At 40.5% G+C, this 24,382-nt stretch carries 27 protein-coding genes and 1 pseudogene; 15 read left to right on the top strand and 13 right to left on the bottom strand.

Annotation, left to right across the window (positions count from 1 at the left end; genetic code table 11):
- The first annotated feature begins 166 nt into the window (after positions 1-166).
- The 5 genes and pseudogenes from JG734_RS09520 to JG734_RS03755 all read left to right on the top strand — a co-directional run bounded on the left by JG734_RS09520 (position 167) and on the right by JG734_RS03755 (position 4,099).
- Positions 167-1,595 (top strand): annotated as a pseudogene (locus tag JG734_RS09520) (catalase).
- Complete coding sequence (locus tag JG734_RS03770; protein ID WP_201333699.1) at positions 1,592-2,098, top strand: ankyrin repeat domain-containing protein; 507 nt, start codon at positions 1,592-1,594, stop codon at positions 2,096-2,098. Before JG734_RS09520 ends, JG734_RS03770 begins: the two are co-directional and overlap by 4 nt.
- Positions 2,099-2,162: 64 nt before the next feature.
- Complete coding sequence (locus JG734_RS03765; protein WP_201333698.1) at positions 2,163-2,678, top strand: ferritin-like domain-containing protein; 516 nt, start codon at positions 2,163-2,165, stop codon at positions 2,676-2,678.
- Positions 2,675-3,535 (top strand): sulfurtransferase, encoded by an 861-nt coding sequence (locus JG734_RS03760; RefSeq protein ID WP_201333697.1) that lies wholly within the window; start codon positions 2,675-2,677, stop codon positions 3,533-3,535. The genes JG734_RS03765 and JG734_RS03760 overlap by 4 nt, the downstream gene beginning before the upstream one ends.
- A 3-nt stretch (positions 3,536-3,538) precedes the next feature.
- Positions 3,539-4,099, top strand: coding sequence for a YceI family protein (locus JG734_RS03755; protein ID WP_201333696.1), 561 nt, complete (start codon positions 3,539-3,541; stop codon positions 4,097-4,099).
- Positions 4,100-4,125: 26 nt separating this feature from the next.
- On the opposite strand, the gene JG734_RS03750 is transcribed toward JG734_RS03755, so the two are convergent.
- Genes JG734_RS03750 through ilvC form a run of 6 tightly spaced genes read right to left on the bottom strand, consistent with a single transcriptional unit; the run spans position 4,126 to position 9,661 of the window.
- Positions 4,126-5,217 carry a S1C family serine protease gene (locus JG734_RS03750; protein WP_201333695.1) on the bottom strand — a complete coding sequence of 364 codons (1,092 nt, stop codon included), beginning with the start codon at positions 5,215-5,217 and terminating at the stop codon, positions 4,126-4,128.
- The gene (locus JG734_RS03745) at positions 5,217-5,570 is read right to left on the bottom strand and encodes a hypothetical protein (protein ID WP_201333694.1); all 354 of its coding nucleotides are present in this window, start codon (positions 5,568-5,570) and stop codon (positions 5,217-5,219) included. Before JG734_RS03745 ends, JG734_RS03750 begins: the two co-directional genes overlap by 1 nt.
- On the bottom strand, positions 5,567-6,328 hold the full coding sequence (locus JG734_RS03740; RefSeq protein WP_236587019.1) for a DNA-processing protein DprA: 762 nt from the start codon (positions 6,326-6,328) through the stop codon (positions 5,567-5,569). Before JG734_RS03740 ends, JG734_RS03745 begins: the two co-directional genes overlap by 4 nt.
- Positions 6,282-7,616, bottom strand: a complete 1,335-nt coding sequence (locus JG734_RS03735) for a DASS family sodium-coupled anion symporter (protein WP_201333693.1) — start codon at positions 7,614-7,616, stop codon at positions 6,282-6,284. Before JG734_RS03735 ends, JG734_RS03740 begins: the two co-directional genes overlap by 47 nt.
- Positions 7,617-7,625: 9 nt before the next feature.
- On the bottom strand, positions 7,626-8,609 hold the full coding sequence (locus tag JG734_RS03730; RefSeq protein WP_201333692.1) for a divergent polysaccharide deacetylase family protein: 984 nt from the start codon (positions 8,607-8,609) through the stop codon (positions 7,626-7,628).
- A gap of 29 nt (positions 8,610-8,638) precedes the next feature.
- Positions 8,639-9,661 carry a ketol-acid reductoisomerase gene (gene ilvC / locus JG734_RS03725; RefSeq protein ID WP_201333691.1) on the bottom strand — a complete coding sequence of 341 codons (1,023 nt, stop codon included), beginning with the start codon at positions 9,659-9,661 and terminating at the stop codon, positions 8,639-8,641.
- A 109-nt stretch (positions 9,662-9,770) separates the two neighbouring features.
- On the opposite strand from ilvC, the gene JG734_RS03720 reads away from it, so the two are divergent.
- The 5 genes from JG734_RS03720 to rpsR all read left to right on the top strand — a co-directional run bounded on the left by JG734_RS03720 (position 9,771) and on the right by rpsR (position 13,841).
- Positions 9,771-11,708 carry a ribonuclease R family protein gene (locus tag JG734_RS03720; RefSeq protein ID WP_201333690.1) on the top strand — a complete coding sequence of 646 codons (1,938 nt, stop codon included), beginning with the start codon at positions 9,771-9,773 and terminating at the stop codon, positions 11,706-11,708.
- On the top strand, positions 11,689-12,645 hold the full coding sequence (gene holA / locus JG734_RS03715; protein ID WP_201333689.1) for a DNA polymerase III subunit delta: 957 nt from the start codon (positions 11,689-11,691) through the stop codon (positions 12,643-12,645). The genes JG734_RS03720 and holA overlap by 20 nt, the downstream gene beginning before the upstream one ends.
- Positions 12,646-12,715: 70 nt before the next feature.
- On the top strand, positions 12,716-13,099 hold the full coding sequence (rpsF, locus tag JG734_RS03710; RefSeq protein WP_201333688.1) for a 30S ribosomal protein S6: 384 nt from the start codon (positions 12,716-12,718) through the stop codon (positions 13,097-13,099).
- A 2-nt stretch (positions 13,100-13,101) separates the two neighbouring features.
- Positions 13,102-13,554, top strand: a complete 453-nt coding sequence (gene ssb / locus JG734_RS03705; protein WP_201333687.1) for a single-stranded DNA-binding protein — start codon at positions 13,102-13,104, stop codon at positions 13,552-13,554.
- 11 nt (positions 13,555-13,565) lie between these two features.
- Positions 13,566-13,841, top strand: a complete 276-nt coding sequence (gene rpsR, locus JG734_RS03700; protein ID WP_201333686.1) for a 30S ribosomal protein S18 — start codon at positions 13,566-13,568, stop codon at positions 13,839-13,841.
- Positions 13,842-13,856: 15 nt separating this feature from the next.
- Here the strand turns inward: rpsR and JG734_RS03695 are convergent, their stop codons facing one another.
- Genes JG734_RS03695 through JG734_RS03665 form a run of 7 tightly spaced genes read right to left on the bottom strand, consistent with a single transcriptional unit; the run spans position 13,857 to position 19,448 of the window.
- Positions 13,857-15,689 carry an HDOD domain-containing protein gene (locus JG734_RS03695; protein ID WP_201333685.1) on the bottom strand — a complete coding sequence of 611 codons (1,833 nt, stop codon included), beginning with the start codon at positions 15,687-15,689 and terminating at the stop codon, positions 13,857-13,859.
- Between the two features lies 1 nt (position 15,690).
- The gene (locus JG734_RS03690) at positions 15,691-16,368 is read right to left on the bottom strand and encodes a class I SAM-dependent methyltransferase (RefSeq protein ID WP_201333684.1); all 678 of its coding nucleotides are present in this window, start codon (positions 16,366-16,368) and stop codon (positions 15,691-15,693) included.
- The gene (gene hisG, locus JG734_RS03685) at positions 16,358-16,975 is read right to left on the bottom strand and encodes an ATP phosphoribosyltransferase (protein ID WP_201333683.1); all 618 of its coding nucleotides are present in this window, start codon (positions 16,973-16,975) and stop codon (positions 16,358-16,360) included. Before hisG ends, JG734_RS03690 begins: the two co-directional genes overlap by 11 nt.
- Complete coding sequence (locus JG734_RS03680) at positions 16,969-17,580, bottom strand: type III pantothenate kinase (protein WP_201333682.1); 612 nt, start codon at positions 17,578-17,580, stop codon at positions 16,969-16,971. The genes hisG and JG734_RS03680 overlap by 7 nt, the downstream gene beginning before the upstream one ends.
- The gene (locus JG734_RS03675; RefSeq protein ID WP_201333681.1) at positions 17,567-17,833 is read right to left on the bottom strand and encodes a hypothetical protein; all 267 of its coding nucleotides are present in this window, start codon (positions 17,831-17,833) and stop codon (positions 17,567-17,569) included. Before JG734_RS03675 ends, JG734_RS03680 begins: the two co-directional genes overlap by 14 nt.
- On the bottom strand, positions 17,830-18,849 hold the full coding sequence (locus tag JG734_RS03670; protein WP_201333680.1) for a PQQ-binding-like beta-propeller repeat protein: 1,020 nt from the start codon (positions 18,847-18,849) through the stop codon (positions 17,830-17,832). The genes JG734_RS03675 and JG734_RS03670 overlap by 4 nt, the downstream gene beginning before the upstream one ends.
- Positions 18,846-19,448 carry a tetratricopeptide repeat protein gene (locus JG734_RS03665; RefSeq protein ID WP_201333679.1) on the bottom strand — a complete coding sequence of 201 codons (603 nt, stop codon included), beginning with the start codon at positions 19,446-19,448 and terminating at the stop codon, positions 18,846-18,848. The genes JG734_RS03670 and JG734_RS03665 overlap by 4 nt, the downstream gene beginning before the upstream one ends.
- 89 nt (positions 19,449-19,537) lie before the next feature.
- On the opposite strand from JG734_RS03665, the gene gatC reads away from it, so the two are divergent.
- Genes gatC through JG734_RS03640 form a run of 5 tightly spaced genes read left to right on the top strand, consistent with a single transcriptional unit; the run spans position 19,538 to position 24,317 of the window.
- A complete protein-coding gene (gene gatC, locus JG734_RS03660) occupies positions 19,538-19,831 on the top strand; it encodes an Asp-tRNA(Asn)/Glu-tRNA(Gln) amidotransferase subunit GatC (RefSeq protein WP_201333678.1) in 294 nt (97 codons plus the stop codon).
- 8 nt (positions 19,832-19,839) lie between these two features.
- On the top strand, positions 19,840-20,904 hold the full coding sequence (locus tag JG734_RS03655; protein ID WP_201333677.1) for a type IV pilus twitching motility protein PilT: 1,065 nt from the start codon (positions 19,840-19,842) through the stop codon (positions 20,902-20,904).
- A 9-nt stretch (positions 20,905-20,913) separates the two neighbouring features.
- Entirely contained in the window at positions 20,914-21,543 is a 630-nt protein-coding gene (locus tag JG734_RS03650; RefSeq protein ID WP_201333676.1) for a CvpA family protein, read from the top strand.
- Positions 21,544-23,070 carry a lysine--tRNA ligase gene (gene lysS / locus JG734_RS03645; protein WP_201333675.1) on the top strand — a complete coding sequence of 509 codons (1,527 nt, stop codon included), beginning with the start codon at positions 21,544-21,546 and terminating at the stop codon, positions 23,068-23,070. It abuts the gene before it with no gap.
- Positions 23,070-24,317, top strand: a complete 1,248-nt coding sequence (locus JG734_RS03640; RefSeq protein WP_201333674.1) for a serine hydroxymethyltransferase — start codon at positions 23,070-23,072, stop codon at positions 24,315-24,317. The genes lysS and JG734_RS03640 overlap by 1 nt, the downstream gene beginning before the upstream one ends.
- Positions 24,318-24,382 lie beyond the last annotated feature (65 nt).

Genomic DNA, 24,382 nt, shown 5'->3' with positions numbered 1-24,382 from the left:
ATTGTCAAAACATTTTGAAAATAATTTACATTATAAGTTTTAATTAAGAATATTTAATTTCTATTGATAATTATTTTCTTTTGATTTAACTTTTTTATAAGTTTGTTTAAGGAATAATTTGTTTATAGATAATTTTTATCCATTAAAACATATTAAGGAAATGGAAATGAAAAAAAGACTTACCACCTCTGCCGGTGCTCCCATAGCGGACAACCAAAACTCCCTGACAGCTGGTCCGACGGGACCGGTTTTGATGCAAGACTATCAGTTACTCGAAAAGCTCGCCCACCAAAATAGAGAGCGTATCCCAGAGCGCGTAGTCCACGCTAAAGGAAGCGGTGCTTACGGCACTCTCACCATCACCAACAATATCACTAAATATACGAAAGCCAAACTTTTTGCTCCGGGAACAAAAACGAAACTCTTCTTGCGATTTTCCACAGTCGCAGGTGAGAGAGGTGCAGCGGATGCCAAGAGAGATGTGAGAGGATTTTCGATTAAATTCTACACAACCGAGGGAAATTTCGATCTCGTTGGAAACAATACGCCGGTCTTTTTCATTCGAGACCCATACAAATTTCCAGATTTTATCCATACCCAAAAGCGACATCCAAGAACCAATCTTCGCTTAAACACGGCGATGTGGGACTTTTGGTCTTTGCATCCAGAGAGCCTCCATCAAGTGACTATCCTCTTTTCCGATCGTGGCATACCGGCCAGTTATCGCCATATGAACGGATATGGCTCCCACACCTATAGTCTCATCAACGACAAAAACGAGCGCTTTTGGGTGAAGTTTCATTTCAAAACGCTCCAGGGTATCAAGACCTTCACGAACGAAGAGGCTGGAAAAATCATCGCAAAAGATAGAGAGTCCCATCAAAGAGATCTCTATGAATCGATAGAGAAAGAGGATTTTCCAAAATGGGAGCTAAAGATCCAGGTGATGACGCAAGAGCAAGCCAAAAAGTATGGCTTCAAGGCTTTCGATGTAACAAAGGTATGGCCTCACAGCGAATTTCCCCTCATCGATGTAGGGATTTTGGAGCTCAATGAGAATCCAAAACACTATTTCGCCGAGGTGGAACAGGCATGCCTTTAGTCCATCCAATGTAGTTCCAGGTATCAGCTGGTCACCTGATAGGATGCTGCAAGCCCGTATCTTTAGCTATGCCGACGCCCATAGATATAGAGTGGGCACATGGTATGAGGCCCTACCTGTCAACAGACCTATCATAGAAGTTGCCCACTACCATGCCAATGGAGCGATGCGATTTGACGAACAGGTTGGGAGTGATGCATACTACGAGCCAAACTCATTTGGCGGACCGGTAGAAGATAGAAGCCTACTCGAGCCGCCTTTTGGAGTGGATGGGGATGGATATCGCTATGACCATAGGAAGCTCGATGATGACTACTACTCCCAGCCACGTACGCTTTTTCATTTGATGAATGATGAGCAAAAAGCACAGCTCTTTTCCAATATCGCTGCGGCGATGGAGGGTGTACCACAAGAGATTATCGATCGCCAGCTCGCTCTTTTTGAAAAAATAGATACTGCCTACAAAGCCGACATGCAAAAGGCTCTAAGATGAGTGAGCAAAAACGGTATGAAGAGCTTTTGGCTTTAGCGATAGAGTATGCAAGAAGCGGAGAAAAAGAGCAGCTACAAAAGATGCTGGAGTATAGATTGCCACTCAATCTGCAAGATTACAAAGGCAATACGCTCTTGATGCTCGCAGTCTACAACGACCATTTGGAGACGGCGAAGATGCTGTTGGAGTTTGGAGCCGATGTAGATAAGCGTAACGACAGGGGCCAAACGCCTCTTGGGGGAGCCGCTTTCAAAGGCTACTGTAACATGATCGAGCTATTGCTTGGATATGGTGCCCATATCGATGCCGATCAAGGAGGGGGAAAGACACCTCTTTTCTTTGCGGCTCTCTTTGGGCGCAAAGATGCATACCAGTTATTGATAGATCGTGGAGCCAATAAAAGATATCAGATCTCTTGGCCTATCCCTTGGTACAATCGTCGGCTTTACCCATGTGGTCACCAATCTTGTCAAATAATGAGATTTTTGACTTGCAAGCATTAAGCTTGCCTAAAGTCTTTACAGATATAATATTTTATTTGATAAATATTTTCCAAAAGGAGTTATTATGGCTAGAAAAGGAATAAGTATATTAAAAGGAATAGAAGCTGATGAGGTGATAGCACTTTTGAACAAAGCCTATGCAGATGAGTGGTTGGCTTACTACCAATATTTCATAGAAGCTAAAGTGGTCAAAGGGATCATGAAAGATGGTGTCGTAGCGGAGCTCAATCAACACGCAGCCGATGAGCTCAGACACGCCACAATGGTGGCCGATCGGATTTTACAGCTAGGCGGTGAGCCTCTCTTGCATCCTAAAGATTGGTTTTCTTATGCAAACTGTGATTATGAAGCCCCTACCAATCCCGATGTCTTACAAGTCCTCGAGCAGGCTATCAAAGGAGAACAGTGTGCGATTGAAGTCTATAGCCGCTTAGCAGAGATAACACAAGGCAAAGATATTGTCACCTACGATATCGTCAGCCAAATCTTGGCAGATGAAGTGGAGCATGAAGAGGATCTGCAAAGTCTGTATGAAGATATCCAAGAATTTATCGATCAAATCAAAGGAAATATCCAATGAAAAAGTTACTACTACTCTGTTTTGCCCTCGCCCTCTTTGCTGCCGAGCCGTTCGTTTCGGCCAAGTGGCTCAAGGAGCATTTAAACGACAAAAATCTCATCCTCATCGATGTCTCAAAACCCAAACTCTATAAAAAAGAGCACATTTCAGGAGCTATCAATGCTCCTATCGAGCTATGGCGCCAAAAGATCGAGCACTATGCACTGTTACGCTCACCAAAAGAGATTGAAAAAGTGATGCGAAGACTTGGCATCACACCAAATTCCAAAGTAGTGCTCTATAGTCATAGATGGGGAAAAGACTTTTTGAAAACCAGCTATATCGCCTTTGCGATGGAGGTCATGGGCTTTGCAAATAGCTCTATCCTTGATGGAGGATTGGATGCGTATTGCAAAATTGGAGATCTTACCAATAAACCCTCTGCAGCAAAACTATCAAACTACAAAGCTACCTTCCATCCTGAATTTATTGTTGATAAAACGACTGTATTAGCCCACATTGGAAAAACACGGATGCTAGATGCGAGAAATCCAATTTTTTACTTTGGAGCAGCGAAGCAAAAGGTGCTTCAACGTACTGGTCACATTCCAAAAGCGACCAGCTACTTTTGGGTATTTAGCTTTGAAAATGAAAAGATCAAAGATACAAATACTTTAAAAGCTATGTTAATTGATGGACTAGGGCTTGATCCAAAGAAAGATGTGATAACCTATTGTACGGGAGGACTCGAAACCAGTATGAACTGGTATGTATTGCACCGCCTCCTTGGCTTTCAAAAAGCCAGACTTTATGATGCGAGCATGAAAGAGTGGGCAAATGAGCCCGATACACCACTTACAAAATATAGATGGGAGTAAACAATGAGAAAACTATTACTCACAATAGCTGCAGCTGCACTGCTTTTAGCTGGAGAGTGTTCGCTAGAAAACCTCACATGGACCGCTTATAAGACACCTCTGAAGCTTGGTGTTAAAGGTACATTTGGCAAAATCGCATTTATCAAAGGCAAAGATTGCCTGGATGGAGCAGAAGTCAAAATCAATAAACACAGCGTCGATACAAATAACCCCGACAGGGACAAAACCCTTGATCAGTACTTCTTTGCAAAGCTAAGGGGCGATATCATTGCAAAAGTTCTCAAAGTAGATGAAAAGACCCTCGACGTTGTCATTACACTCAACGGAGTAACCAAAAAGATACCTTTTTACTACACTAAAAAAGATGGTGTAATAAAGGCTAAAGGCGTTATAGATATTCTTGATTTTCAAGGAAATAGTGTCCTAAGAAGTATTGCAAATGCCTGCTACAAAAAGCATCAGGGCAAAACATGGAACGATGTGACTTTGGAATTTACAATCAACAACAAAACGAAAATCGACAGGGCCAAAGAGGCAGTAGAGCAGTTTAAATCAATGATGTAAAAGGGGATGGCTTTTGCCACCTCCTTTTAATCTAATTCAACTGTAATATCTTTTGTTTGATCATTGCGTAAGAGAGTGAGAGTAACCTTATCTCCATGATTGTGCTCTTGTATGAGCTCTTGGAGCTCTTTAAAACTCCTTACTTTTTTCCCATCTACTGCTACTATAATATCACCAAAAACAATTCTCCCATCTGGATAGATAATAGTTGGCTTGAGGCCTGCAATTGCAGCTGGACTTTGCGGCTCTACTTGCAGTACTGCGACACCATCAATACCAAAACGTCTGTGCAAAATAACATTGATTCTATCATCGCTCTCGATTCCTAATCTTGGTGGGATATAGCGTCCATAGGCGATGAGAGAGCTTACTACTTTATTCACTAAATTTATAGGGATTGCAAAACCTATTCCAGCATTGGCACCATTTGGACTGTAAATTGCAGTATTGACACCGATAACTCGCCCTGCACTATCTAGCAGTGGTCCGCCAGAATTACCAGGGTTTATAGCTGCATCGGTCTGGATAGCACCTTTGATCTTTGCCCCGCTCTCTTCATTTATAACACGATTGAGGGCTGAAATGATACCCATTGTCATCGTCCAATCAAGCCCAAAAGGATTGCCTATGGCATAGACTATCTGCCCTACTCTTAAATTATCGCTATCTCCGATAACCACCGGCTTCATGACTCCAGGAATCGGCTTGATCTTTAATACAGCCAAATCGTGCGAAGGATCCGCTCCCACAAGTGTAGCTTTGTATCCAAGACCGTTGCTCAGTGTCACAACTGCTTCACTAGCTCCCTCTATCACATGATAATTGGTGACAATATGGCCAAAATTGTCCCATACAAAACCACTTCCTGTTCCTCTTGGAATATCCCATACATTCATACTCCAAAAATCTACCACTCTTTGCAGCGTTGAGATATAAACAACACTCGGTTTTGCTTTTTCAAAAATCTCTATATTGCTCTTTTCAAGACGCATCAAATCACCGCGAGGAGTGATAGGTTTTGGCTTAGCAGCGATCATAACTTCTACTACAGGAACCATCCTCCATAGCAAAATGATCAAGATCCCTGCTAAAACTCCTACTAAAAGCTGTTTTCTCATTACTTCTCCTGACACTTAGGCACAACAGTAACCACTGCGCTCTCTTTATTAAAAATCAAAAGCTGATCTTCAAATGCAAGATAAAATTCATGCATTCCTTCATAGCAAAACTTCATTTTTTCTATATCTACAAACTTTTGGATGTGGACTTGTACGTTTACTGGAATTGGTGAGGGATTGCTCTCTTGCCTAAAACTCTCGTCTTCACTTCCCTTCACCAAAACATAGCGAATTTTTTTACCATTTTCCACTCTCTCCTCAGCCTCTAATTCTCCCTTGACAATTTTGTGAATCACCTCAGCCCTGCTCATCTTCTTCATCTTTGCATATTTTGCAAGAGGTATACGATTCATAGACCTCCTTTATAGATGATTGTATTGTTTTCAATCTCGATCAATCCTTCAATCTCAGCTTCATACACCTTCTCACCCCACTTACTCACTGCCTCTTCATAGCTTGGAGAGCTTTGAAGATACTTGATGAAAGGATCATCTTCACCTCCCCCACAAAACTCATCGATATCCCAGATCACTTCCGCAAGTCCTTGACGCACCAGATCATTCGTCCCCTCACTCTCTCCTATTCTGTGTGGAAGTACATAGATCTTCTTGCCCATCTCAAGTGCGATCTCGGCACTTCGCATACTCCCGCTACTGCGATCTGCTTGGGTAATGATGAGATACTCACCTAAAGCTACCACACTTTTGTTGCGCACAACAAAGCTCCACTTTGTAGGGCGAAAATCTTTTGCAAATTCACTTAAAAGCAGACCTTCTTGTCCGATTACTTGTAAAAGTTCTCTGTTCGTTGCTGGATAGAGTATATCGATACCGCTGCCAAGTACTGCTATTGTATTTTGAGCCCCTGCACCTCTGTGAGCAAATGCATCCGTACCCATCGCACCGCCACTAACTATTACCTTTCCGCTTCTTGCTAGAGTTGCTGCAAGTTTGAGAGTCATAGTCTTGGTGTAATTGTTTGGTCGTCTTGAGCCAACAATCGCTATTTTTGGCCGCTTAAGAAGTGCCAGATTACCTCTATAGTGATACTTTTTGCCACCTATATCAACCAATGAAGTATCTCCACAAAAGTATCGCAGTACTACTGACAACCGCAACACCTATGAGATTGACAATAAACCCTATCTTTGCCATCTCTTTGATTTTTATAACACGGCTACTCATGATAATTGCATTGGGCGGAGTAGCAATTGGCAGCATAAATGCATAGCTTGCTGCAATTGTAGCAGTAAAAAGGATAATCTCTACTGGTAATCCATTCTTATTTGCAAATTCATAAAAAACCGGCAACGAAATGGATGTAAGGGCTGTATTGCTAGTTACTTCAGTCGAAAATGAGACAAATAGAGCAATAACGAAAAGAAGTGCAAAGAGTGGGAGATGTGCAAAACTGCTCAAGTAATGTGCAAGGCTTGAAGCAAGGCCTGTTTTGATAAAAGCTGCTGCTATGGCAAAACCAGCACCAAACAAGAATACAATCTCATAGGGTAAATCCCTTGTATCTTCCCACTCCAATAGATCAATACCAGGAATAAAGAGCAGCAACCCAAAACCAAGAAGCAAAATCTTTTCATTTAATACAAGTGACGGGAAAAATGGCTTTACAATTGCATTTGCCAAAAGAAGCAGCATAAGCACGAGTAAAATAATCCCTAGTTTTTTCTGCTCACGATTGAGAGCTGGTATACTCTCTTTACATGTTATTTGCAGATCTTTGACTGAGAGTGAAAGTATCCATGGCACTATCAAAATCATCAATACAACTACAGGCGCAGTGAGAAACATCCACTCCAAAAATGGTGGAGGATTGATATGTATATCTTCCAAAAAACCTAAGAGGATGAGGTTTGGAGGTGTGCCAATGGGAGTAAAAATCCCTCCTATGCTTGCTCCATAAGCAGTCGCTATGAGATATCTAACTTTGAGTCTGATATCTTCACTCAAAAAGAGCGCTATAGGCATGAGCATAATAGTTACAGTGGTATTTGACAAAAAAGCACTCAGCGTTGCTGCAGTAATCGCGAGAGCATAAATAATACCGCGGGCACTTTTTGGAAAAATTGCCATGAGTCTTGCTGCAATATACTCATGGAGCTTTGTTTTTTGCATTGCAATTGCGAGCAAAAAACCACCAATAAACAAAAAGATAATGCTTTTTGCATAGTTTGGTGCAGTCGCTTTCAGTGAGAGCACTCCAAAGCTTGGAAAGAGAATGAGAGGCAGCAATGAAACAACGCCCAAAGGAAGTGCTTCACTACTCCATAGATAGACTAAAGCCCCAACAATTCCCAAAAGTTTTGCCTGCGTGAGAGAGAAGGCAAGTGTTCCTAGACCAAAAAGAGCCAAACCCAATACAACTGCACTGAGGAGCTTTTTCATTCGTTATCCTTAAAGCTGATCAATATATAATAGATCAACTTTTTTTAATAACCCTTTAGACTCCCTTATCGCTTTGATTGTTGCTGAATGAGGGTGCCCTATCGCAATGGCGAGTCCATGCTTTTGTGCATAGGTGACCGCTTTTTTGAGCTGCTCTTTGATGTATCTCACATCCTGTTTGTTATCAAGAAAAATGTTGCGTGCAATATAGGGTCTATGCAGCTCAGCCATAAGTTGAGGGATTTTAGTTTCAGGAGTCGTACGACTGTCAAGGAGCTTAAAGTGGTATTTATCAAGAATTGGCAAAAGGCGTTTGAGTGCGTTGTAATCGGCGGTAAATTTGCTTCCTGTGTGATTGTTAATATATTTTGCTCGTGGAAAGTTCTTGCGAATGGAAGCTATAATTCTCTCCATATCCTTACTACTAGAAGTGACAAGGAGTGTATTTGGCTCTGGATGTGGATAGTGCAAAGCCTCCATCGGCAGATGAATCATATAGTGCTTGCAACTTCGAGCATACTTTGGAGTATTTGGATGCCTCACATTTGGCGGGAAAAATGAGAGGTTAAGAGGAATGCCAATTTTCTTGAGCGCTTTTACTTGGTAGCCATAAGCCACATCATCAATTATGATAATAAGTCGCGCACTTTTATGTTTAGCGAATTTCTTAGGAATAGACTTTGTGATTTTAGAAGGTGTTAGTACAACTTTCTCCTCTTTGGCTGGAGTTTTACTCTCTTGAGTCTCCTTTGCCTCTTTGGAAGCCTCTTTGAGATCGATAATTTCACTAGGTTTTATTTGTGGTTTTGTAATCTTTTGAGAAGTAGTAGCATGCTTTGGAGTATGGTGAATTTTCTCTTTTTTTCCCTGCTCGTATCCAAGTTCAAAAAGGTAGAATCCTAAAAGAGCAATTATTATAAGAAGACCTGTGATAAGTCCACCGAGTATGAGGTACTTGTTCTCTTGCTTTTTTGTAGTTTTTTTCTTTGCCATTACTTACAGGCACTAAGGGCAAAGAACCCTTAGTTTTTCTCTTGGTCGACGATTTTGTTTGCAGTGATCCAAGGCATCATTGCACGGAGGCGTTTTCCTACTTGCTCGATTGGATGCGCTTCAGTGAGCTTTCGCTCTGCGTTCATTCTTGGATATCCACTCATACCCTCAAGGATAAAATCTTTTGCAAATTTACCGTTTTGGATCTCTTTGAGGATCTCTTTCATCGCTTTGCGGCTCTCTTCACCGATAACTCTTGGGCCACTTACATAGTCACCATACTCTGCAGTATTACTGATTGAGTAGCGCATATTTGCAAGTCCACCCTCATAGATAAGGTCTACGATGAGTTTGAGCTCATGCAAACACTCAAAGTATGCCATCTCTTCTGGGTATCCAGCTTCAGTGAGCGTCTCAAAACCAGCTTGGATAAGTGCACTCACACCACCACAAAGAACTGCTTGCTCACCAAAGAGGTCGGTCTCGGTTTCATCTTTGAATGTTGTGTGGATGATACCTGTTCTACCACCACCAATTGCTGCAGCATAGCTTTTAGCAAGTTCAAGAGTATTGCCGCTTGGGTCTTGATCTACTGCGATGAGATCAGGAATTCCACCGCCATTAACAAATTCGCTTCTAACCGTATGTCCTGGAGCTTTAGGAGCAACCATCATGACATTAATATCAGCACGCGGCTTGATGCGACCATAGTGGATATTAAAACCGTGTCCAAAAGCAATAGTATCTCCGGCATTGAGGTTTGGCTCGATATCGCGGTAGTATACTTCACTTTGGATCTCATCTGGGATGAGGATCATCACAACATCTGCCCACGCAGCCGCATCTGCTACTTCTAGGACATCAAATCCTTTCGCTTCAGCCTTTTTCCAGCTTCTTCCTCCCGGATAGAGACCGATCTTGACTTCAACTCCACTATCGCGAAGATTTTCAGCGTGTGCGTGCCCCTGGCTTCCAAAACCGATAATCGCAACTCTTTTACTTTTAATGAGATTAAGATCACAATCTTTATCATAATAAATGGGTAATGCCATATTTGCATCCTTTTTGAAAATTTTGGCTAATTTTACTTAAAAATATATTAGTTTTGCATAAATTTCACATATGATATAATTCTTAAAAAAATTTAAGGAAAAAATTGCAATGAAAGAGTTTTTACTCAAACTCATAAGAGGTATTGAAAAAAAAGATATTCCACGAGAGCATCTACCACTCGTTGACGATCTTATACGCCATAAAATTCTCAAAATCGATGGAAAGATAGTAAAACTGAGTTCCAAATATAGAATAGGAAAGATAGATATCGCCCGCAATGGCACGGGATTTTTGGAAGTTTTTGGAGTGAAGGCCAAAGATTTGCTCATAGAGCCAGAACATCTCAATGGCGCTACAAAAGGTGATATTGTCGTAGCCAAGCGAATTTTTGGTGGTGGAGGACGCCCAAAAGCTAAAGTGGTCTATATTTTGGAAAAAGCTTTTCGCTACAGTGTTGCATATCTTAAAGATGGCATCTTTTTCAATGTGAAAAATGAGATGCCAATTGCAGTCAAGGCGAGCAAAAAATCGATAGCAAAACTCCCAGAAGGCACTGTAGTCAAAGTCGATAATGAAGCACAAATTATCGTTGAAGTCCTCGGAGTCCTCGATGATCCAAAGGTCGATGAGAAGATATCGCTAGCACTTTACAATAAAAAAGAGGAGTTTAGCAAAGAGGCAGAGCTTGAAGCGAGCTCCTATCCGGATGAGATTCTGCCAGAGCTTTACCCTGAGCGCATAGATCTTACGCATCTGCCATTTTGTACAATCGACCCCGTCACTGCAAAAGACCACGATGATGCGATCTATTACGATAAAAAAACCAATACCCTCTATGTAGCAATCGCAGATGTGAGTGAATATGTACCACCTATGGGACCAATAGATAAAGAGGCAAAAGAGAGGGGATTTAGTATATATTTGCCCCACAAATCCATCCCTATGCTTCCAAGAAAGCTGAGCGAAGGGATATGCTCTCTCAAAGAGAATGTGGATAGACTCGCCTTTGTGAGCAAAATCACGCTCGATGAGAATCTCCAGCCAGTCAAAGAGGAGCTCATTGAAGCTATTATTCGCAGCCGCAGGAAATATAGCTACGATAGAGTCGATGAGTTTATAGAGGGCAAGTTTGAAAATCTTGATGAAGTTGACAAAGAGCTACTTGAGTGGATGATGCCACTGTATGAAGCAACGAAGAGACTACGCAAAGAGCGACTCCAAAGAGGCTTTGAGTTTTCCAATCCAGAAATTCGTCTCCTTCTCGATGAAAACGGAGAGCTAGTAAAGACTGAGATAGAGCGTGAGACCCCAAGCCACGCGCTTATAGAAGATTGTATGCTCTTAGCAAACAAAGCTACAGCGAAGATGTTTGATTATGGCATCTTTCGCACCCATGAAGAGCCAGCACAAGAAAAGATTGAAGAGCTTCTCAATGAGCTCGCAAATATTGGAATATTTACAAAAGAGTACAACACTACCCATGAACTCTTTTTATATATCCAAGAAGAGGCCGAGAAGCTTGGTATCAAAGAGCACGTTGATAGGCTTCTCATTCGTACCCAAAAACAGGCTGGCTATACAGCTGATAATATTGGCCATTTTGGACTCGGGTTTGAGAAGTATACACACTTTACGAGTCCTATCAGGCGCTATAGCGATTTGACTCTCCATAGGCTTCTCAAAGCCATCATCAAAGAGAACAAAAAGCAGCTCGATTATATTTTGCGCAATATCGAATCACTTACAGTCAAAATCAGTGAACTCGAGCGCGAAGCTGCAAAGGTTGAGTGGGATTTCATGGATCGCAAGTTTGCTCGTTGGGCAGCCAAGAATATAGGCAAACGTGTTCAAGCAATTGTAACTGATCCAGAATCAACCCCTATTGCGCAAATTGAAGATGAGATTGTGGGGGCAAGGATCTTCTTGCCGCGTGACGAAGTGGAGCTTTTTGACAAGCTTATCGTAGAGATTATAGATGTAAATATCGCAACTACTAAAATATACGGGAAAGTTATAGAAAAGATAGATGTACAAAGCGCAGTTTGATAAACATAATAAAAGCCATAAAGCCTATCTCTTTTGGGGCGAAGAGCCATACTATATCCAAAAGTATGGGCAAGATACTGCACAAAAGATTGGCAATGAAAACAGTATGAAGCTCTACTTTGAAGAGTATGATTATGAGAGCGCCAAAAACTATCTCTCTCAAGCATCTCTCTTTGGGGATATTAATCTGCTGCACATCAAACACGATAAAGCTCTTCCAAAAAAGGAGCTCACCTCTCTTCTTGAGATTTGTCAAAAGACTCCAAATAGCTATCTTATCTATGAACTCTACGGTAGTGATGGCAAAAAAATTGCGAATCTCTTTGATGCAAAGCATGGCGGTGTACATGTACGCTTTTTCAAACCTCAGCTCCATGAAGCCAAGGCTGAACTCCTCAGCTTCGCACAACAAAAAAATATCCCTATAGACTCCTTTACGATTGAGCACATGCTCACTCTCCTTGATAACAATCTTTCATACGCTCTCAAAGAGCTTGAAAAGCTCTCTTTGCTAGATCGAAAAATTGAACCAAAAGATGTGGATAGTCTCGTCTATGCAATAAACCCCTTGCAGCTTGAAAAGCTCTATATGGCGATTATTAAAAAAGAACCTATTCATACATATCTAGAAAAGATTTTGGAAGAGGAACAAAACGAGATGCGCATTCTTTTAGGTTTAGAAAACTTCTTGCAGCAACTCTTTATGATCTATGCTTATATTCGACTCCATGGAAGTTTTGATAGCAGTGCAGTTTTGGGCTATAAACTTCCTAAAAGAATAGAAGAGGAGCGCATAGCTCTTGCAATGCGTATCAAAAAATACCCTCAAATATTTCTCCACCTCCAAGACTGCGAGCTGCGGCTCAAGACGCAGAGTGCAATAGACAAGCAAGGATTGTTGCTTTCATGTTTAATAAAACTTCAAGAATATTTTTGATAGAATCGAAGTGCTTTTTTGTCGAAGCCTTGCCGAGTCGAACTCGGATATATAGCCATAAGGAGAAGAAATGCGACATTACGAGACACTGTTTGTGCTCAAGCCAACTCTTACTGATGAAGAGAAGAAAGTAAAGCTAGAATTTATCAAAGGCGTCATCGAGAATAATGGCGGCGAAATTGTAGCAACTGAAGATGTGGGTGTGAGAAAACTTGCTTACCCTATCGAAAAGTTTGAGCGAGGACACTACTACATTATCTATTTCAAAGCTCCTTCACACACAGTCAGAGAGCTTGAGAGAATCTACAGAATTACAGAAGATGTAATCAGATTCCTTACAATCAAATATGAAACAAACAAAGATATCCGCGCTTGGGAAAAGATGGTCGAAAGAGCAAAAAAGCTCTCAGGCAAATCTCAAGAGACTAAAGAAGAAACCACACAAGAAGCTTAATCATGTATAATAGAGTTATAATGGTTGGTAATCTTACGCGTGACATTGAGTTGCGCTATACTCCTTCTGGTACTGCAATTGCCAAAAGTGCAATTGCTACAAACAGAAGATTCAAAACCCAAACGGGTGAACAAAAAGAGGAGACCTGCTTCATCGATATTACAATATTTGGTAGAGCAGCAGAGATCGCCAACCAATACCTCCATAAAGGTAGACGTGTTCTCATTGAGGGGCGTCTTGTATTTGAACAGTGGACTGATCAAAGCGGTAATAAACGCTCGAAACACTCTATTGCAGTGGACAATCTGCAGATGCTTGGTGGAAGAGACGAAAGAGGTGAAGGTTTTGGAGCCGCACCGCAACAGAGTACCCCACAACCACAACAAACACAGACTCCACAACCTACACAAAATATCCCTGAAATTGACATCGACGACGATGATATTCCATTCTAGAAAGGAAACAGATGGCTGAAAAGAGAAGATTCAAAAAGAGAACTTGTAAATATTGTGAACAAAAGGTTGAATATATCGATTATAAAGATATCGATCTTATCAAGCACACTCTTAGTGAAAGATATAAAATAATGCCAAGACGCCTCACAGGTAATTGTAAAAAGCACCAAGAGATGGTAGAAGAGGCGATCAAAAGAGCAAGACACGCTGCGCTTGTTCCATATATCGTAGATAGAAAAAGAGTTGTTCCAAATCCTTGGGACGAGTTGGAGCCAATCTACAAATAAGATTCTAGGCTTTGCCTAGAATCTTTTGACACATTCTGCAATAATTTCTCTACTATTAAACTTTTTCCCTTTAAACTCTTCGATATTACACTCTTTCCCTGAAAAATCTTTACACTGCTGCAGAGTATTTTGGAGAAGTTTCATTGCATATATGACTGAGAGACTCTCTTGTGGCAAGTAGACAATATCACTGTGAATTAGTGTAAAAAGATCGGGATTTGTATAGTCGATAAAGCTATGCATACTATATGTCACGATAACATCTCCCTCAAAATCTTTATAAATTTTGGCGAAATCTTGAAAAAGTCTTTGAGGGAGCCTATCGATATTTTTAAATATAACCATATCAAAGCTAGAAAATTGATCGAGAGGCAGATCTTCATCTTCGAGATTTTGCACATCTATCACAACAAATGGTACCTTATGAAAGCGGTAATCATCAAAGTTTAAAATCTTTTCTAAGACAAGATGTGCATACACCTCATCATCATAGCGCAGAGCCACTCTGTTGTGCTCTTTATTGACACTCTCTAGCCGAGCACGCACATAATCAAAATAGATACCAGTTCCAAGGTAGTTTTCTAGCGAATATGAGACAGTTGGAAATTTAACAAACTCGATCTTTTTCTCTGCATCCATCTTTTCAAGATAACTATTTACTTCAGTAATGATGTTATTCAAAAATGTTTTTGCCTCTTGGAGCGAAAGACCGTAGCGTTTGAGTCTATTGAGAAGAATATAGCCACTATATTTATTCTTATCCACAATATACTCCATTGCCAAAAGCACAAGATAGGCCACATAGGAGAATTTGAGTTTTCTCTCACTAAGCATGAGCTTCTGGCGATTTGTATAGTGAGGAACTTTATCAAAATAAGCAAGCACAAAACCATCATAGAGATATGTAAAGACTTTGAGTACCTCTAGAAAATAGATGCGATTGATCTCAAGGAGATCTTGCCCTACCTCAGCTCTCTCAAATTCCCGCATACAAAAATGGTAGAGCTCATCCACACCCCTATAATACTCTTGTAGTTTTGCATTTTGCTTGCTGAGCAAACTCGAACCCATATAACTCATTCCAATAAGAGACTGCCCTTCACTCTTTACATCATTAAAGGAAGCCAAAGGAGCTATCTTTTTGAAGAGTGCATTGATCAAAATATTGTAAATATCAAAATTTTTAAAATATGGCAGATTCACATTTGTAATGTTGAGATCGTAGTTAACAAATTCATAAATGATAGTTTTTATCTCATCAAACCCCAGCCTAGCAATGGCCTCTTTTATCGTTTTGACTCTTGCTGCGCGCGCTTTTTCTATTGAGTTGGCTCTTTTGAGAATGGTTGCATAGAGTTTTGGAACTTTCTCTATATTTTTCTCAAGTTTTTCGATTGTTGTATTGGGATCTTCAATTTCAAGCATGAGATTAATAATTGCCCGATTTATCTCTACCTCTTCATCTTGCAACATAGAAGATGGATCAAACTCTTTAACTGATTGTGTTGTTTTAACTTCAGTATGAGGAACATATTTTTGAATCACTTCTAGTGGGATCTCTTCCTCGAGCCTAAATGCTACTCTATTTTTATAGACAACACTTACTTGTGCAGTGTATGGAATGCCTTCAATAGTTATCTCAATGCTATCGCCTTCTTGCAACTTCTTCTCTTTTATCGCTATTGCAATGGAACGCTTTGTGATATCTACAACCTCGCCAAGATTTGTCTGCATACCTGTAACTTTGTAGCGCTCATCTGCTCTTTTGTTGAGGATTACCTTTTTTACAGAGGCACTCTTCTTCTCTTGTGGTTGATTTTTTTTCTTGCCAAATCCAAAGAGACCCATGCTATTCCTTTTGAAATGTCAGTAGTGCTTTATCGACTTCTTCACCATACATCGTTACAAAGTCGATATCGATGAGTTTAAGTCCCAAATTTTTAAGCAGCTCTATATCGTGATAATACTGCTGAATCACTCCACTCTTTTTATGATAATACCCATCTTTAGCATAAAAATATATTATACTTGTAGTTAGTACTGTACCATCAAACTCTGCATCAACACCCACGCATGCACTCTCTTTATCTACAAGCATGCACCCTTGCGCTACCTCTTCAAATCCAAAAAGAGTATTGATATCACAGACAAAATAGCCCCCAGGCTCTAAAACATCTTGTATACATCTAAAAAAACGTTTCAACTCTTTGGAAGTTAAATAATTAACTACATCAAAGACTGCAGTTACAGCTTCATATCTTTTATCTACCTCACATACATCGATGCATTGGGCTTTGAGGCCTAAGTTTTGTGCCTTTTTGACCATTTCAGATGAGAGGTCAACTCCTTCGATCTCGATGCCTGTTTTGAGAGCCTCTTGCATAAAAACACCACTGCCACATCCAACATCCAAAACCCTCTTCACACCCAAAGAGAGAAGTTTTTGGATATAGATATCATAGAGTTTTTGACGCTCTTGGAAAAACCCTAAAAGCTCTTCTACTTTTGCATAGAGATCAAGATCCACTGACCACCTCAGCAATTTTGTTGTGAAGTGTCAAAATATCATGCTTTTTTGCATAGAAGCTGTTTTTGTTTGCGATGAGATAAGCTGAACTTTGCATGATATCAAGGGCTGGCTTGAGACCATTTTGCCTCATTGTCTCTCCAGTCTCCACAATATCGACTATCATATCAGCAAGTCCTACGAGTGGTGCAAGCTCAATAGAACCATAGAGTTTAATGATCTCTACCGGGATTGCCTTTTTGCTAAAGAATTTTCGGGTGATATTCTCCATTTTGGTAGCAACTTTGTAGCTTGGCTTACTGAAATCTAGCTCCTCATCAGCCTTGATCCCAATACTCACACTACACTTTCCAAATCCAAGATCAAGGAGCCTCACAAGATCAAGACCCTTCTCTTCTAGTACATCAAGCCCCACTACTCCCAGATCAGCTGCTTGGTGATAGACATAGACCGGTACATCTTGGCTACGCACACGCAAGAAGCGAAACCCATTTTTTTCGAGTATCAGTTTTCGCTCAGCAAAGCGAAAATCTTGGCCGAAAATCTTAGCAAATATTTCGAGTGAATCGTCCCCAATACGCCCTTTTGGTAAAGCGATCGTTAACATAGTTTTTTCCTTTGTACAATACTTTTCATGGCTTTAAAGAGATAGAGTCTGTCATAGGTAGCGTTGCGAAGAAAGTGCCGGAGTATCTTGCCGCTTCCTCCTGTGATATAGACTCTTTTGTTCCAACTTTTTATATCACATAGCAATGGAGCCAAAACACCATATCCTATTGCTTGTGCGGTATTACGCGCAATCTTTTTGGGTGGCAGAAACTCTGGCTCTTTATCTAGAGCCTTAGAAATAGATGTATAGGCTTTGTGCATAGCTTTGATTCCAGGATATATATAGCCACCTAAATGCTTTCCCTGCTCCATTATATCGACTGTTATTGCACTGCCAGCATCGACTATCACACCATCAGTAAAATAGGAGCACAAAACTTTCCTATCTACCCCTAGTCCCTCATAATCACTTTCGAGTTCTGCATGTGGAGCAATATCGACCCATTTGGCAAAATTTTTGATAATTGCGTGTGCCCTGAGGTTTACATTTACATAGCACACCTGTCTATTTCTATATTTTTCAAGTCCTAGGAGACTCTCTTTCCAGACTCGCACTCCATCAAAAAATTTCGCACCACTATTTCCAATATCACATAAGAGCATTGACTCTCCAACCAGCATCTTCAAATAGCTTTTTTGCTTTTGAACAGAGAGGTGCATCGATATAGATTGTCACTCTTTTACCTTTCATTGCCTCTACCAGCTCTTTTGCATCCTTTTGCAATACCCTGCTCTTGCGCTTGAGCACAACAATCCATTGACCATCTTTGTGACAGAGAGTTATGCGTTTTTTGATCCCAAGATTCTTGGGATCAACTGCCTCATACTCTTTTCCAAACTCTTTGCACTGGCTCATAGTTTGTTGAGTTTAAAGAATTTGTCTGCGTAGAAGACTTTGTCTTTGGAAGTAAAAATATATTCATCTATTTCTTGTCCGATTCCAAATGTGGAAGCAAAAGAGAAGATGTTGCTAGCTCTGAGATCCTTATCCAATGCTAAGAGATATCCACCCTTTTCGATGACATAGATATACTCTCCATAAATAGCACCAGTAAAGTGGGCAAATGGGAACTTACGCTGTTTGAGAGGATTGAGTTCTGGGTCAGTGAGGATAATGCGTCCATCTTTTGTTAGGAGGTAGACTCTCTCTTTGACATAAAGCACATCACTTAAATCCACATCAAGTGAATTCATAAATGACGGATTTATTGAGACGATTCTGTTTGGAGTAGCTGCGATGAGTTTTTCGTCAATGACATTTAAAAAAATAATATTATTGAAATGCTCTGCACTTCCTACTACGATATTGCGCACCTCTTTTGCGCTTCGCGGATCAACTACCACAAGCTTTCCATCAAGCGTAGGGAAAATCACTAAAGAATCAAGAAAGAAGGGATTTGCGACTTTTGTATCTACCGCAATTGCAGGTTTTTGCTTAGAACTATACACCACTTTTTGAGATGACAAGTCATAGAGCATGAGTGTATTATCACTCATAACAAGCGCGAGGTAGTTGCCTTTGATAGATGCTGCAACAGGTGTCTTCATATCAAACTTCTTATCAAATACAAGTTTTTTACTCTTAGTATCTACAACTTGGAGTTCGCCACACTTGCTTGTTGCGATATAGTATCCACCAGATTTATGCAAGAAGATGAAATTTTGTGGAAATTTATAATCTTCAAGACCATCTCTTGAGATAAACTGCCCATTGTCTAGCGTTGCTCCATCGCGTAATACATCCACGATTTTTGCAGGAAGCGTCCCGTCAAAATCTACATACCCAGCTACCTCTTGCGGCTCAAAATAGCGTTTGTTGCTACATCCTAAAAAAAGAAGTGCAGTAAGTAATAAAATTACTACTTTTTTCATTTATTTACCTTTATCCCGTAGTGGTTGAATAGTTTCACATACAATCCCTTCACTTTCTCATCCTGCACTTGCGCAAGGCGCTGTTTTGCTTGGGAGATTTTACCCTCTTTAAAGAGTAGATACGCTTCATCAAGGAGTGCGAAATCTTTGAGAATCTCGTGAGAGAGCGTATAGTTATGGATATCTTCTCTCTTAGCTTTTGCAGCAGCAAGGTGATAACTCGCTAGATCGCTGATGATTGGGTCATCTATCTTGCTAAGAGCCTGGAGAGCCTTTATATCCTTTTGTTTTGCAGCTTGACTATAGAGATAGAGTGCCCAAAGTTTTGGAGACTTCTCTTTTAGTTTGACTAAAGATTGCAAATCGTTTGGATTTGCTAAGAGATGCTCATATATTTTGTTTGCTTCACTCAAATCATACTCTTTTTTCCACTCATAACCGCTATAACCTACAATACCGACTATTGCTATGATCACTACAGCAAGTAGTGGTTTTTTATACTTTTTCAAAAAGCGCTCGGCCTTCAGAAGTGACTCTAAAAGCTTCTCATCGCTGCTTAGTTCCTGTTTTATATACTCAATATTCTCTTTCGTACTCAAATCTCCACCTTTTGGCAATTAAGTTGGTTTAATCTTATCAAACAAATCTTTATTTTATGGTAAAATGTTGAAAAAATTAAAGGGTGTGCATGCAAAAAATTGATGAGCAGCTGCTACAACGACTAGAAAATTTAAGTATGCTCCAGATTGATGAGTCTCACAGAGAAAAAGTTTTAGATGATCTCAACCAGTTTTTAGCATTTGTAGATGTTTTGGATGAACTAGATCTAGATAATATTCCTCCAACATTCAATGTCATCGATGCACAAGCCCCACTACGTGCAGATGAACCACACAATGATCCAACAATTGCACAAAAGATTCTCTCACACGCACCAAAAGCAATAGATCAATTTTTCGTAGTTCCAAAAATTATTGAATAAGGTTTATAATGCAAGTAGATATTAACTCTTTGTTTAAAACAGTTACTGCACATAACGCCTCAGATCTCCACCTTGTACCTCGCAGTGAGCCACAAGTAAGAATTGATGGAAGACTAGTTCCTCTCAATCTTCCACAACTTACTGGCAAAGAGATACAAGATCTTTGTTACGCACTCATTACTGAAAAACAAAAAAAACAATTTGAGGAAAATTTTGAGCTTGACTTTTCATTTTCTATCCCAAATGTGGGACGATTTCGTGCCAACTACTACAAAGTTCTTGATGAGATGGCTGCAGCCTTTAGGATAATTCCTACCGAAATTCCTTCCATCGATACACTGGGTGCTCCACAAATATTCAAAGAGATTATCAAAAGAGAAAAAGGTCTTATCCTCGTCACTGGGCCTACAGGTAGCGGTAAATCAACAACCCTTGCTGCGATGCTCAATGAGATCAATGAAACAGAGCGTAAGCACATTATCACAGTAGAAGATCCTGTGGAGTTTATCCATCCTAACAAAAAATCACTCTTTTCTCACAGAGAGCTTGGTCTTGATACCAAAAGCTATGCAGCAGCTTTAAAGTATGCGCTCCGTGAAGATCCAGATGTAATCCTCATCGGTGAGATGCGTGACCAAGAGACGATCAAAGCAGCACTCACAGCTGCTGAAACCGGTCACCTCGTCTTTGGTACGCTCCATACAAATTCAGCTCCAGGAACAATCAACAGAATCATCGATGTTTTTAGTGGAGATGAGCAGCCACAAATCCGTGCACAGCTCTCCACAAGTCTCGTAGCAGTTATCTCTCAAGCACTTCTACCAAAAATTGGTGGAGGAAGAATTGCTGTCCATGAGATCCTCATCAACAACGCTGCTATTGCAAACCTTATACGTGAAAACAAAGTGCACCAGATCTACTCACAAATGCAGCTTGGACAGCAACATACAGGTATGCAGACCCAGACAAAGGTATTGCAAAAGCTTCTTCTTGATCGCGTTATAGATAAAGATACAGCACTCAAATACTCTAATCGCCCCGAAGAGGTGATCAATTTCATTAAAAATCTTTAAGGAATTCCAATGGATGGCATTAGTTTTTTTGATATTGTAGTTGGAGTAATAATCCTTTTTTTGGGACTCAAAGGGCTCTTGGATGGATTTGTCAAAGAGTTTTTTGGTCTTGCTGGAATAATAGGCGGTATCTACTACGGTTCCCGCTACGCTGATGTTATAGGCAAATTTATAAGTGATAATATTTTTGTTATCAAAAATGAAGCAGCTCTTACATTTGTAGGATTTATTACAGGGCTCTTTACAATCTGGCTTGCAATGGTGCTTCTTGGCTCACTAGTCACCAAACTCACCCATGCAAGTGGCATGGGCATGCTCAATAAACTCCTAGGACTTCTCTTTGGCTGGGCGAAGATCTTTTTGATCATTGCAGTATTAATCTATGCAGTCTCAAGTATCGAAGCTTTTAAAGGATTTATAGCAAAATACACTAAAAATTCTGTACTTTATCCAGTTCTTGTCAAAACCGGCGGCTATATCATCAAACTCAAACCGCAAGAATTTATAGGAACTCCTGTTAAAGAGCAAACAGCACAGACAACCAAAGAGTTACAAACTGACATAAAAAATGAGACATCAAAAATCGTTGAAAAAAAGATCAAAGAAGCAATAGAAACAAATCTTAGCAAGGAGCAGTAGTTGATATTTGACAACCAGTATGAACAGCAACGTATTCAAAAAGCCGAGGAACTTCGCAAAGAGGGTATCAATCCTTATGGGCATGGCTTTTGTAAAGAGATAAAAAATAGCGAATTTTTAGAAAAATTTGCATATATAAAAGAGAGAGAAGAGAAAAAAGATGAGAGCGTTTGCGTTAAACTCACTGGCCGCATCAAGTTTTTGCGCCATATGGGTAAAGCCGCATTTGCAAAGATAGAGGATGAGAGCGGCCTAGTACAAATATACTTCAATCAAGATGAACTTGGGAAAGATTGGTTTAAAAAGGTCAAAAAGCTTATCGAAGTTGGCGATATCATCGAAGCAATAGGCTATCCTTTTGTAACACGTACAGGGGAACTCACTCTCCATGTCAAAGAGCTCAATCTCGTTACAAAAGCTATCGTTCCTCTGCCAGAAAAGTATCATGGTCTCCAAGACAAAGAGCTACGCTATCGCCAAAGATATCTCGATCTGATCATGAATCCAGATGTGAAAAAAGTCTTTGTTATGCGTAGCCGTATCGTAAGTCTCATACGCCAATTTTTTGAAGATCATGGCTTTTTGGAAGTAGAAACTCCTATGATGCATCCAATTCCAGGTGGTGCAAATGCGAGACCATTTATTACCCACCACAATGCGCTGGGTGTAGATAGATATTTGCGTATTGCTCCAGAACTCTATCTCAAACGCCTTGTTGTAGGCGGTTTTGAAGCTGTCTTTGAGATCAACCGCAATTTTCGTAATGAAGGTATGGATGCTACGCACAATCCAGAGTTTACTATGATAGAGTTCTACTGGGCTTACCATACATATGAAGATCTCATGAAACTCACTGAAGATCTCTTTGATTACCTTTTTGATAAGTTGGGACTTCCAAAAAAGCTCCCGTATGGTGAACATACTATCGACTTTTCTACGCCATTTGACAAGATAAAATACAAAGATGCGATCATAGAGATCGGCAATGTGCCAGAAGATGTTGTAGAAGATAGAGCCAAAATCATTACTTTTCTCAAAGAAAACGGCATCGAGCTAGAATTTGCAGACAAAATGAGTCTTGGTGCATTGCAAGCAGAGCTTTTCGATAATTTTGTAGAAGAAAAACTTATCAATCCAACATTCATCACCCATTTTCCAATTGACATCAGTCCTCTTGCAAGACGTAGTGACACCGACCCAAATATTGCAGAAAGATTTGAGCTTTTCATTGCTGGCAAAGAGATAGCAAACGGCTTCAATGAGCTCAATGATCCACTCGATCAATATGAACGCTTCAAAGCACAAGTTGCTGCAAAAGATGTGGATGATGAGGCTATGCATATGGATGAGGATTTTGTACGTGCACTTGGCTATGGAATGCCCCCTACTGCTGGAGAAGGGATAGGAATAGACCGCCTTGTGATGCTGTTGACAAATCAACACACTATTCGCGATGTGATTCTTTTCCCAGCTATGCGCCCTTTGCCAAAAGAGAATAGAAATAATCAAGAAAAAGGAGAGAGTTGATGGATTTTTTAAAAAATGCCGATCCAGCAGTTTATGAGATACTTGAAAAAGAGCTCAAACGCCAAACTGACCATCTTGAGATGATTGCAAGCGAAAACTTCACAAGCCCTGCCGTCATGGAAGCGATGGGGAGTATATTTACAAACAAATATGCCGAAGGGTATCCTGGCAAACGCTACTATGGCGGATGTGAATATGCGGATGCGGTAGAGGAGCTAGCGATTGAGCGAGCCAAGAAACTCTTTGGTTGCGAATATGTAAATGTGCAGCCACACTCTGGTAGTCAGGCAAACCAAGGGGTCTATCTTGCACTCCTCAAGCCCTATGACAAGATTTTGGGAATGGATTTGAGTCACGGTGGCCATCTCACTCATGGTGCAAAAGTCAATGCTAGTGGCAAAATCTATCAAAGTTTTTTTTATGGTGTCAATGATGAGGGCTGGATCGATTATGATAGAGTTCTAGATATTGCCAAAATTGTGCGACCAAAGCTCATTGTGTGTGGTGCGAGTGCATATCCTAGAGTTATCGATTTTAAGAAGTTTAGAGAGATCGCAGATGAAGTTGGTGCGATATTAATGGCAGACATCGCACATATTGCAGGTCTTGTTGCCGCTGGTGAACATCCGAGTCCATTTCCATACTGTGACGTTGTCACAACTACAACACACAAAACACTCCGCGGACCTCGCGGTGGAATGATCATGACCAATGATCCTGATATTGCCAAAAAAATCAATAGTGCAATATTTCCGGGTCTTCAGGGCGGACCTCTTGTGCATGTAATAGCTGCAAAAGCAGTTGGTTTTGGAGAAAATCTCAAGCCAGACTGGAAAGAGTATGCAAAACAGGTGAAGAAAAACGCCCAAACTCTTGCAACTGTGCTTATGAACAGAGGCTACAATGTGGTCAGTGGTGGTACAGATAACCACCTCGTACTTGTAAGTTTTCTTGATAGAGACTTTAGCGGTAAAGATGCAGACGAGGCTCTAGGACGTGCCGGTATCACAGTCAACAAAAACACAGTTCCAGGGGAAACTCGCAGTCCTTTTGTGACAAGCGGAATTCGCATCGGAAGTCCAGCGCTCACCGCTCGTGGTATGAAAGAGGCAGAGTTTGAACTCATAGCGAATAAAATCGCAGATATATTAGACAATATCCAAGATGTCAATCTCCAAGAAAAAATCAAAGAGGAGATGGTGGCACTTGCTCGCAAATTTGTTATCTATACGCAGCCAACTTACTAACCACCTATTGGGGCTATTGCCCCTCTTCATAAACAATTTAGCAAATTTACCTATAATATAAAAAA

Origin of the sequence: Nitratiruptor sp. YY09-18 (assembly GCF_016593235.1) — a bacterium.
GTDB lineage: Bacteria > Campylobacterota > Campylobacteria > Campylobacterales > Nitratiruptoraceae > Nitratiruptor.
This window is presented reverse-complemented; position numbering and strand designations above follow the sequence as displayed.

What these genes read in the sequence shown, in the direction of transcription:
- JG734_RS03770 (WP_201333699.1), top strand. Translation starts at nt 1,592, where the DNA reads ATGAGTGAGCAAAAACGGTATGAAGAGCTTTTGGCTTTAGCGATAGAG.
- JG734_RS03765 (WP_201333698.1), top strand. Translation starts at nt 2,163, where the DNA reads ATGGCTAGAAAAGGAATAAGTATATTAAAAGGAATAGAAGCTGATGAG.
- JG734_RS03760 (WP_201333697.1), top strand. Translation starts at nt 2,675, where the DNA reads ATGAAAAAGTTACTACTACTCTGTTTTGCCCTCGCCCTCTTTGCTGCC.
- JG734_RS03755 (WP_201333696.1), top strand. Translation starts at nt 3,539, where the DNA reads ATGAGAAAACTATTACTCACAATAGCTGCAGCTGCACTGCTTTTAGCT.
- JG734_RS03750 (WP_201333695.1), bottom strand. Translation starts at nt 5,217, where the DNA reads ATGAGAAAACAGCTTTTAGTAGGAGTTTTAGCAGGGATCTTGATCATT.
- JG734_RS03745 (WP_201333694.1), bottom strand. Translation starts at nt 5,570, where the DNA reads ATGAATCGTATACCTCTTGCAAAATATGCAAAGATGAAGAAGATGAGC.
- JG734_RS03735 (WP_201333693.1), bottom strand. Translation starts at nt 7,616, where the DNA reads ATGAAAAAGCTCCTCAGTGCAGTTGTATTGGGTTTGGCTCTTTTTGGT.
- JG734_RS03730 (WP_201333692.1), bottom strand. Translation starts at nt 8,609, where the DNA reads ATGGCAAAGAAAAAAACTACAAAAAAGCAAGAGAACAAGTACCTCATA.
- ilvC (WP_201333691.1), bottom strand. Translation starts at nt 9,661, where the DNA reads ATGGCATTACCCATTTATTATGATAAAGATTGTGATCTTAATCTCATT.
- JG734_RS03720 (WP_201333690.1), top strand. Translation starts at nt 9,771, where the DNA reads ATGAAAGAGTTTTTACTCAAACTCATAAGAGGTATTGAAAAAAAAGAT.
- holA (WP_201333689.1), top strand. Translation starts at nt 11,689, where the DNA reads ATGTACAAAGCGCAGTTTGATAAACATAATAAAAGCCATAAAGCCTAT.
- rpsF (WP_201333688.1), top strand. Translation starts at nt 12,716, where the DNA reads ATGCGACATTACGAGACACTGTTTGTGCTCAAGCCAACTCTTACTGAT.
- ssb (WP_201333687.1), top strand. Translation starts at nt 13,102, where the DNA reads ATGTATAATAGAGTTATAATGGTTGGTAATCTTACGCGTGACATTGAG.
- rpsR (WP_201333686.1), top strand. Translation starts at nt 13,566, where the DNA reads ATGGCTGAAAAGAGAAGATTCAAAAAGAGAACTTGTAAATATTGTGAA.
- JG734_RS03695 (WP_201333685.1), bottom strand. Translation starts at nt 15,689, where the DNA reads ATGGGTCTCTTTGGATTTGGCAAGAAAAAAAATCAACCACAAGAGAAG.
- hisG (WP_201333683.1), bottom strand. Translation starts at nt 16,975, where the DNA reads ATGTTAACGATCGCTTTACCAAAAGGGCGTATTGGGGACGATTCACTC.
- JG734_RS03680 (WP_201333682.1), bottom strand. Translation starts at nt 17,580, where the DNA reads ATGCTCTTATGTGATATTGGAAATAGTGGTGCGAAATTTTTTGATGGA.
- JG734_RS03675 (WP_201333681.1), bottom strand. Translation starts at nt 17,833, where the DNA reads ATGAGCCAGTGCAAAGAGTTTGGAAAAGAGTATGAGGCAGTTGATCCC.
- JG734_RS03670 (WP_201333680.1), bottom strand. Translation starts at nt 18,849, where the DNA reads ATGAAAAAAGTAGTAATTTTATTACTTACTGCACTTCTTTTTTTAGGA.
- gatC (WP_201333678.1), top strand. Translation starts at nt 19,538, where the DNA reads ATGCAAAAAATTGATGAGCAGCTGCTACAACGACTAGAAAATTTAAGT.
- JG734_RS03655 (WP_201333677.1), top strand. Translation starts at nt 19,840, where the DNA reads ATGCAAGTAGATATTAACTCTTTGTTTAAAACAGTTACTGCACATAAC.
- JG734_RS03650 (WP_201333676.1), top strand. Translation starts at nt 20,914, where the DNA reads ATGGATGGCATTAGTTTTTTTGATATTGTAGTTGGAGTAATAATCCTT.
- JG734_RS03640 (WP_201333674.1), top strand. Translation starts at nt 23,070, where the DNA reads ATGGATTTTTTAAAAAATGCCGATCCAGCAGTTTATGAGATACTTGAA.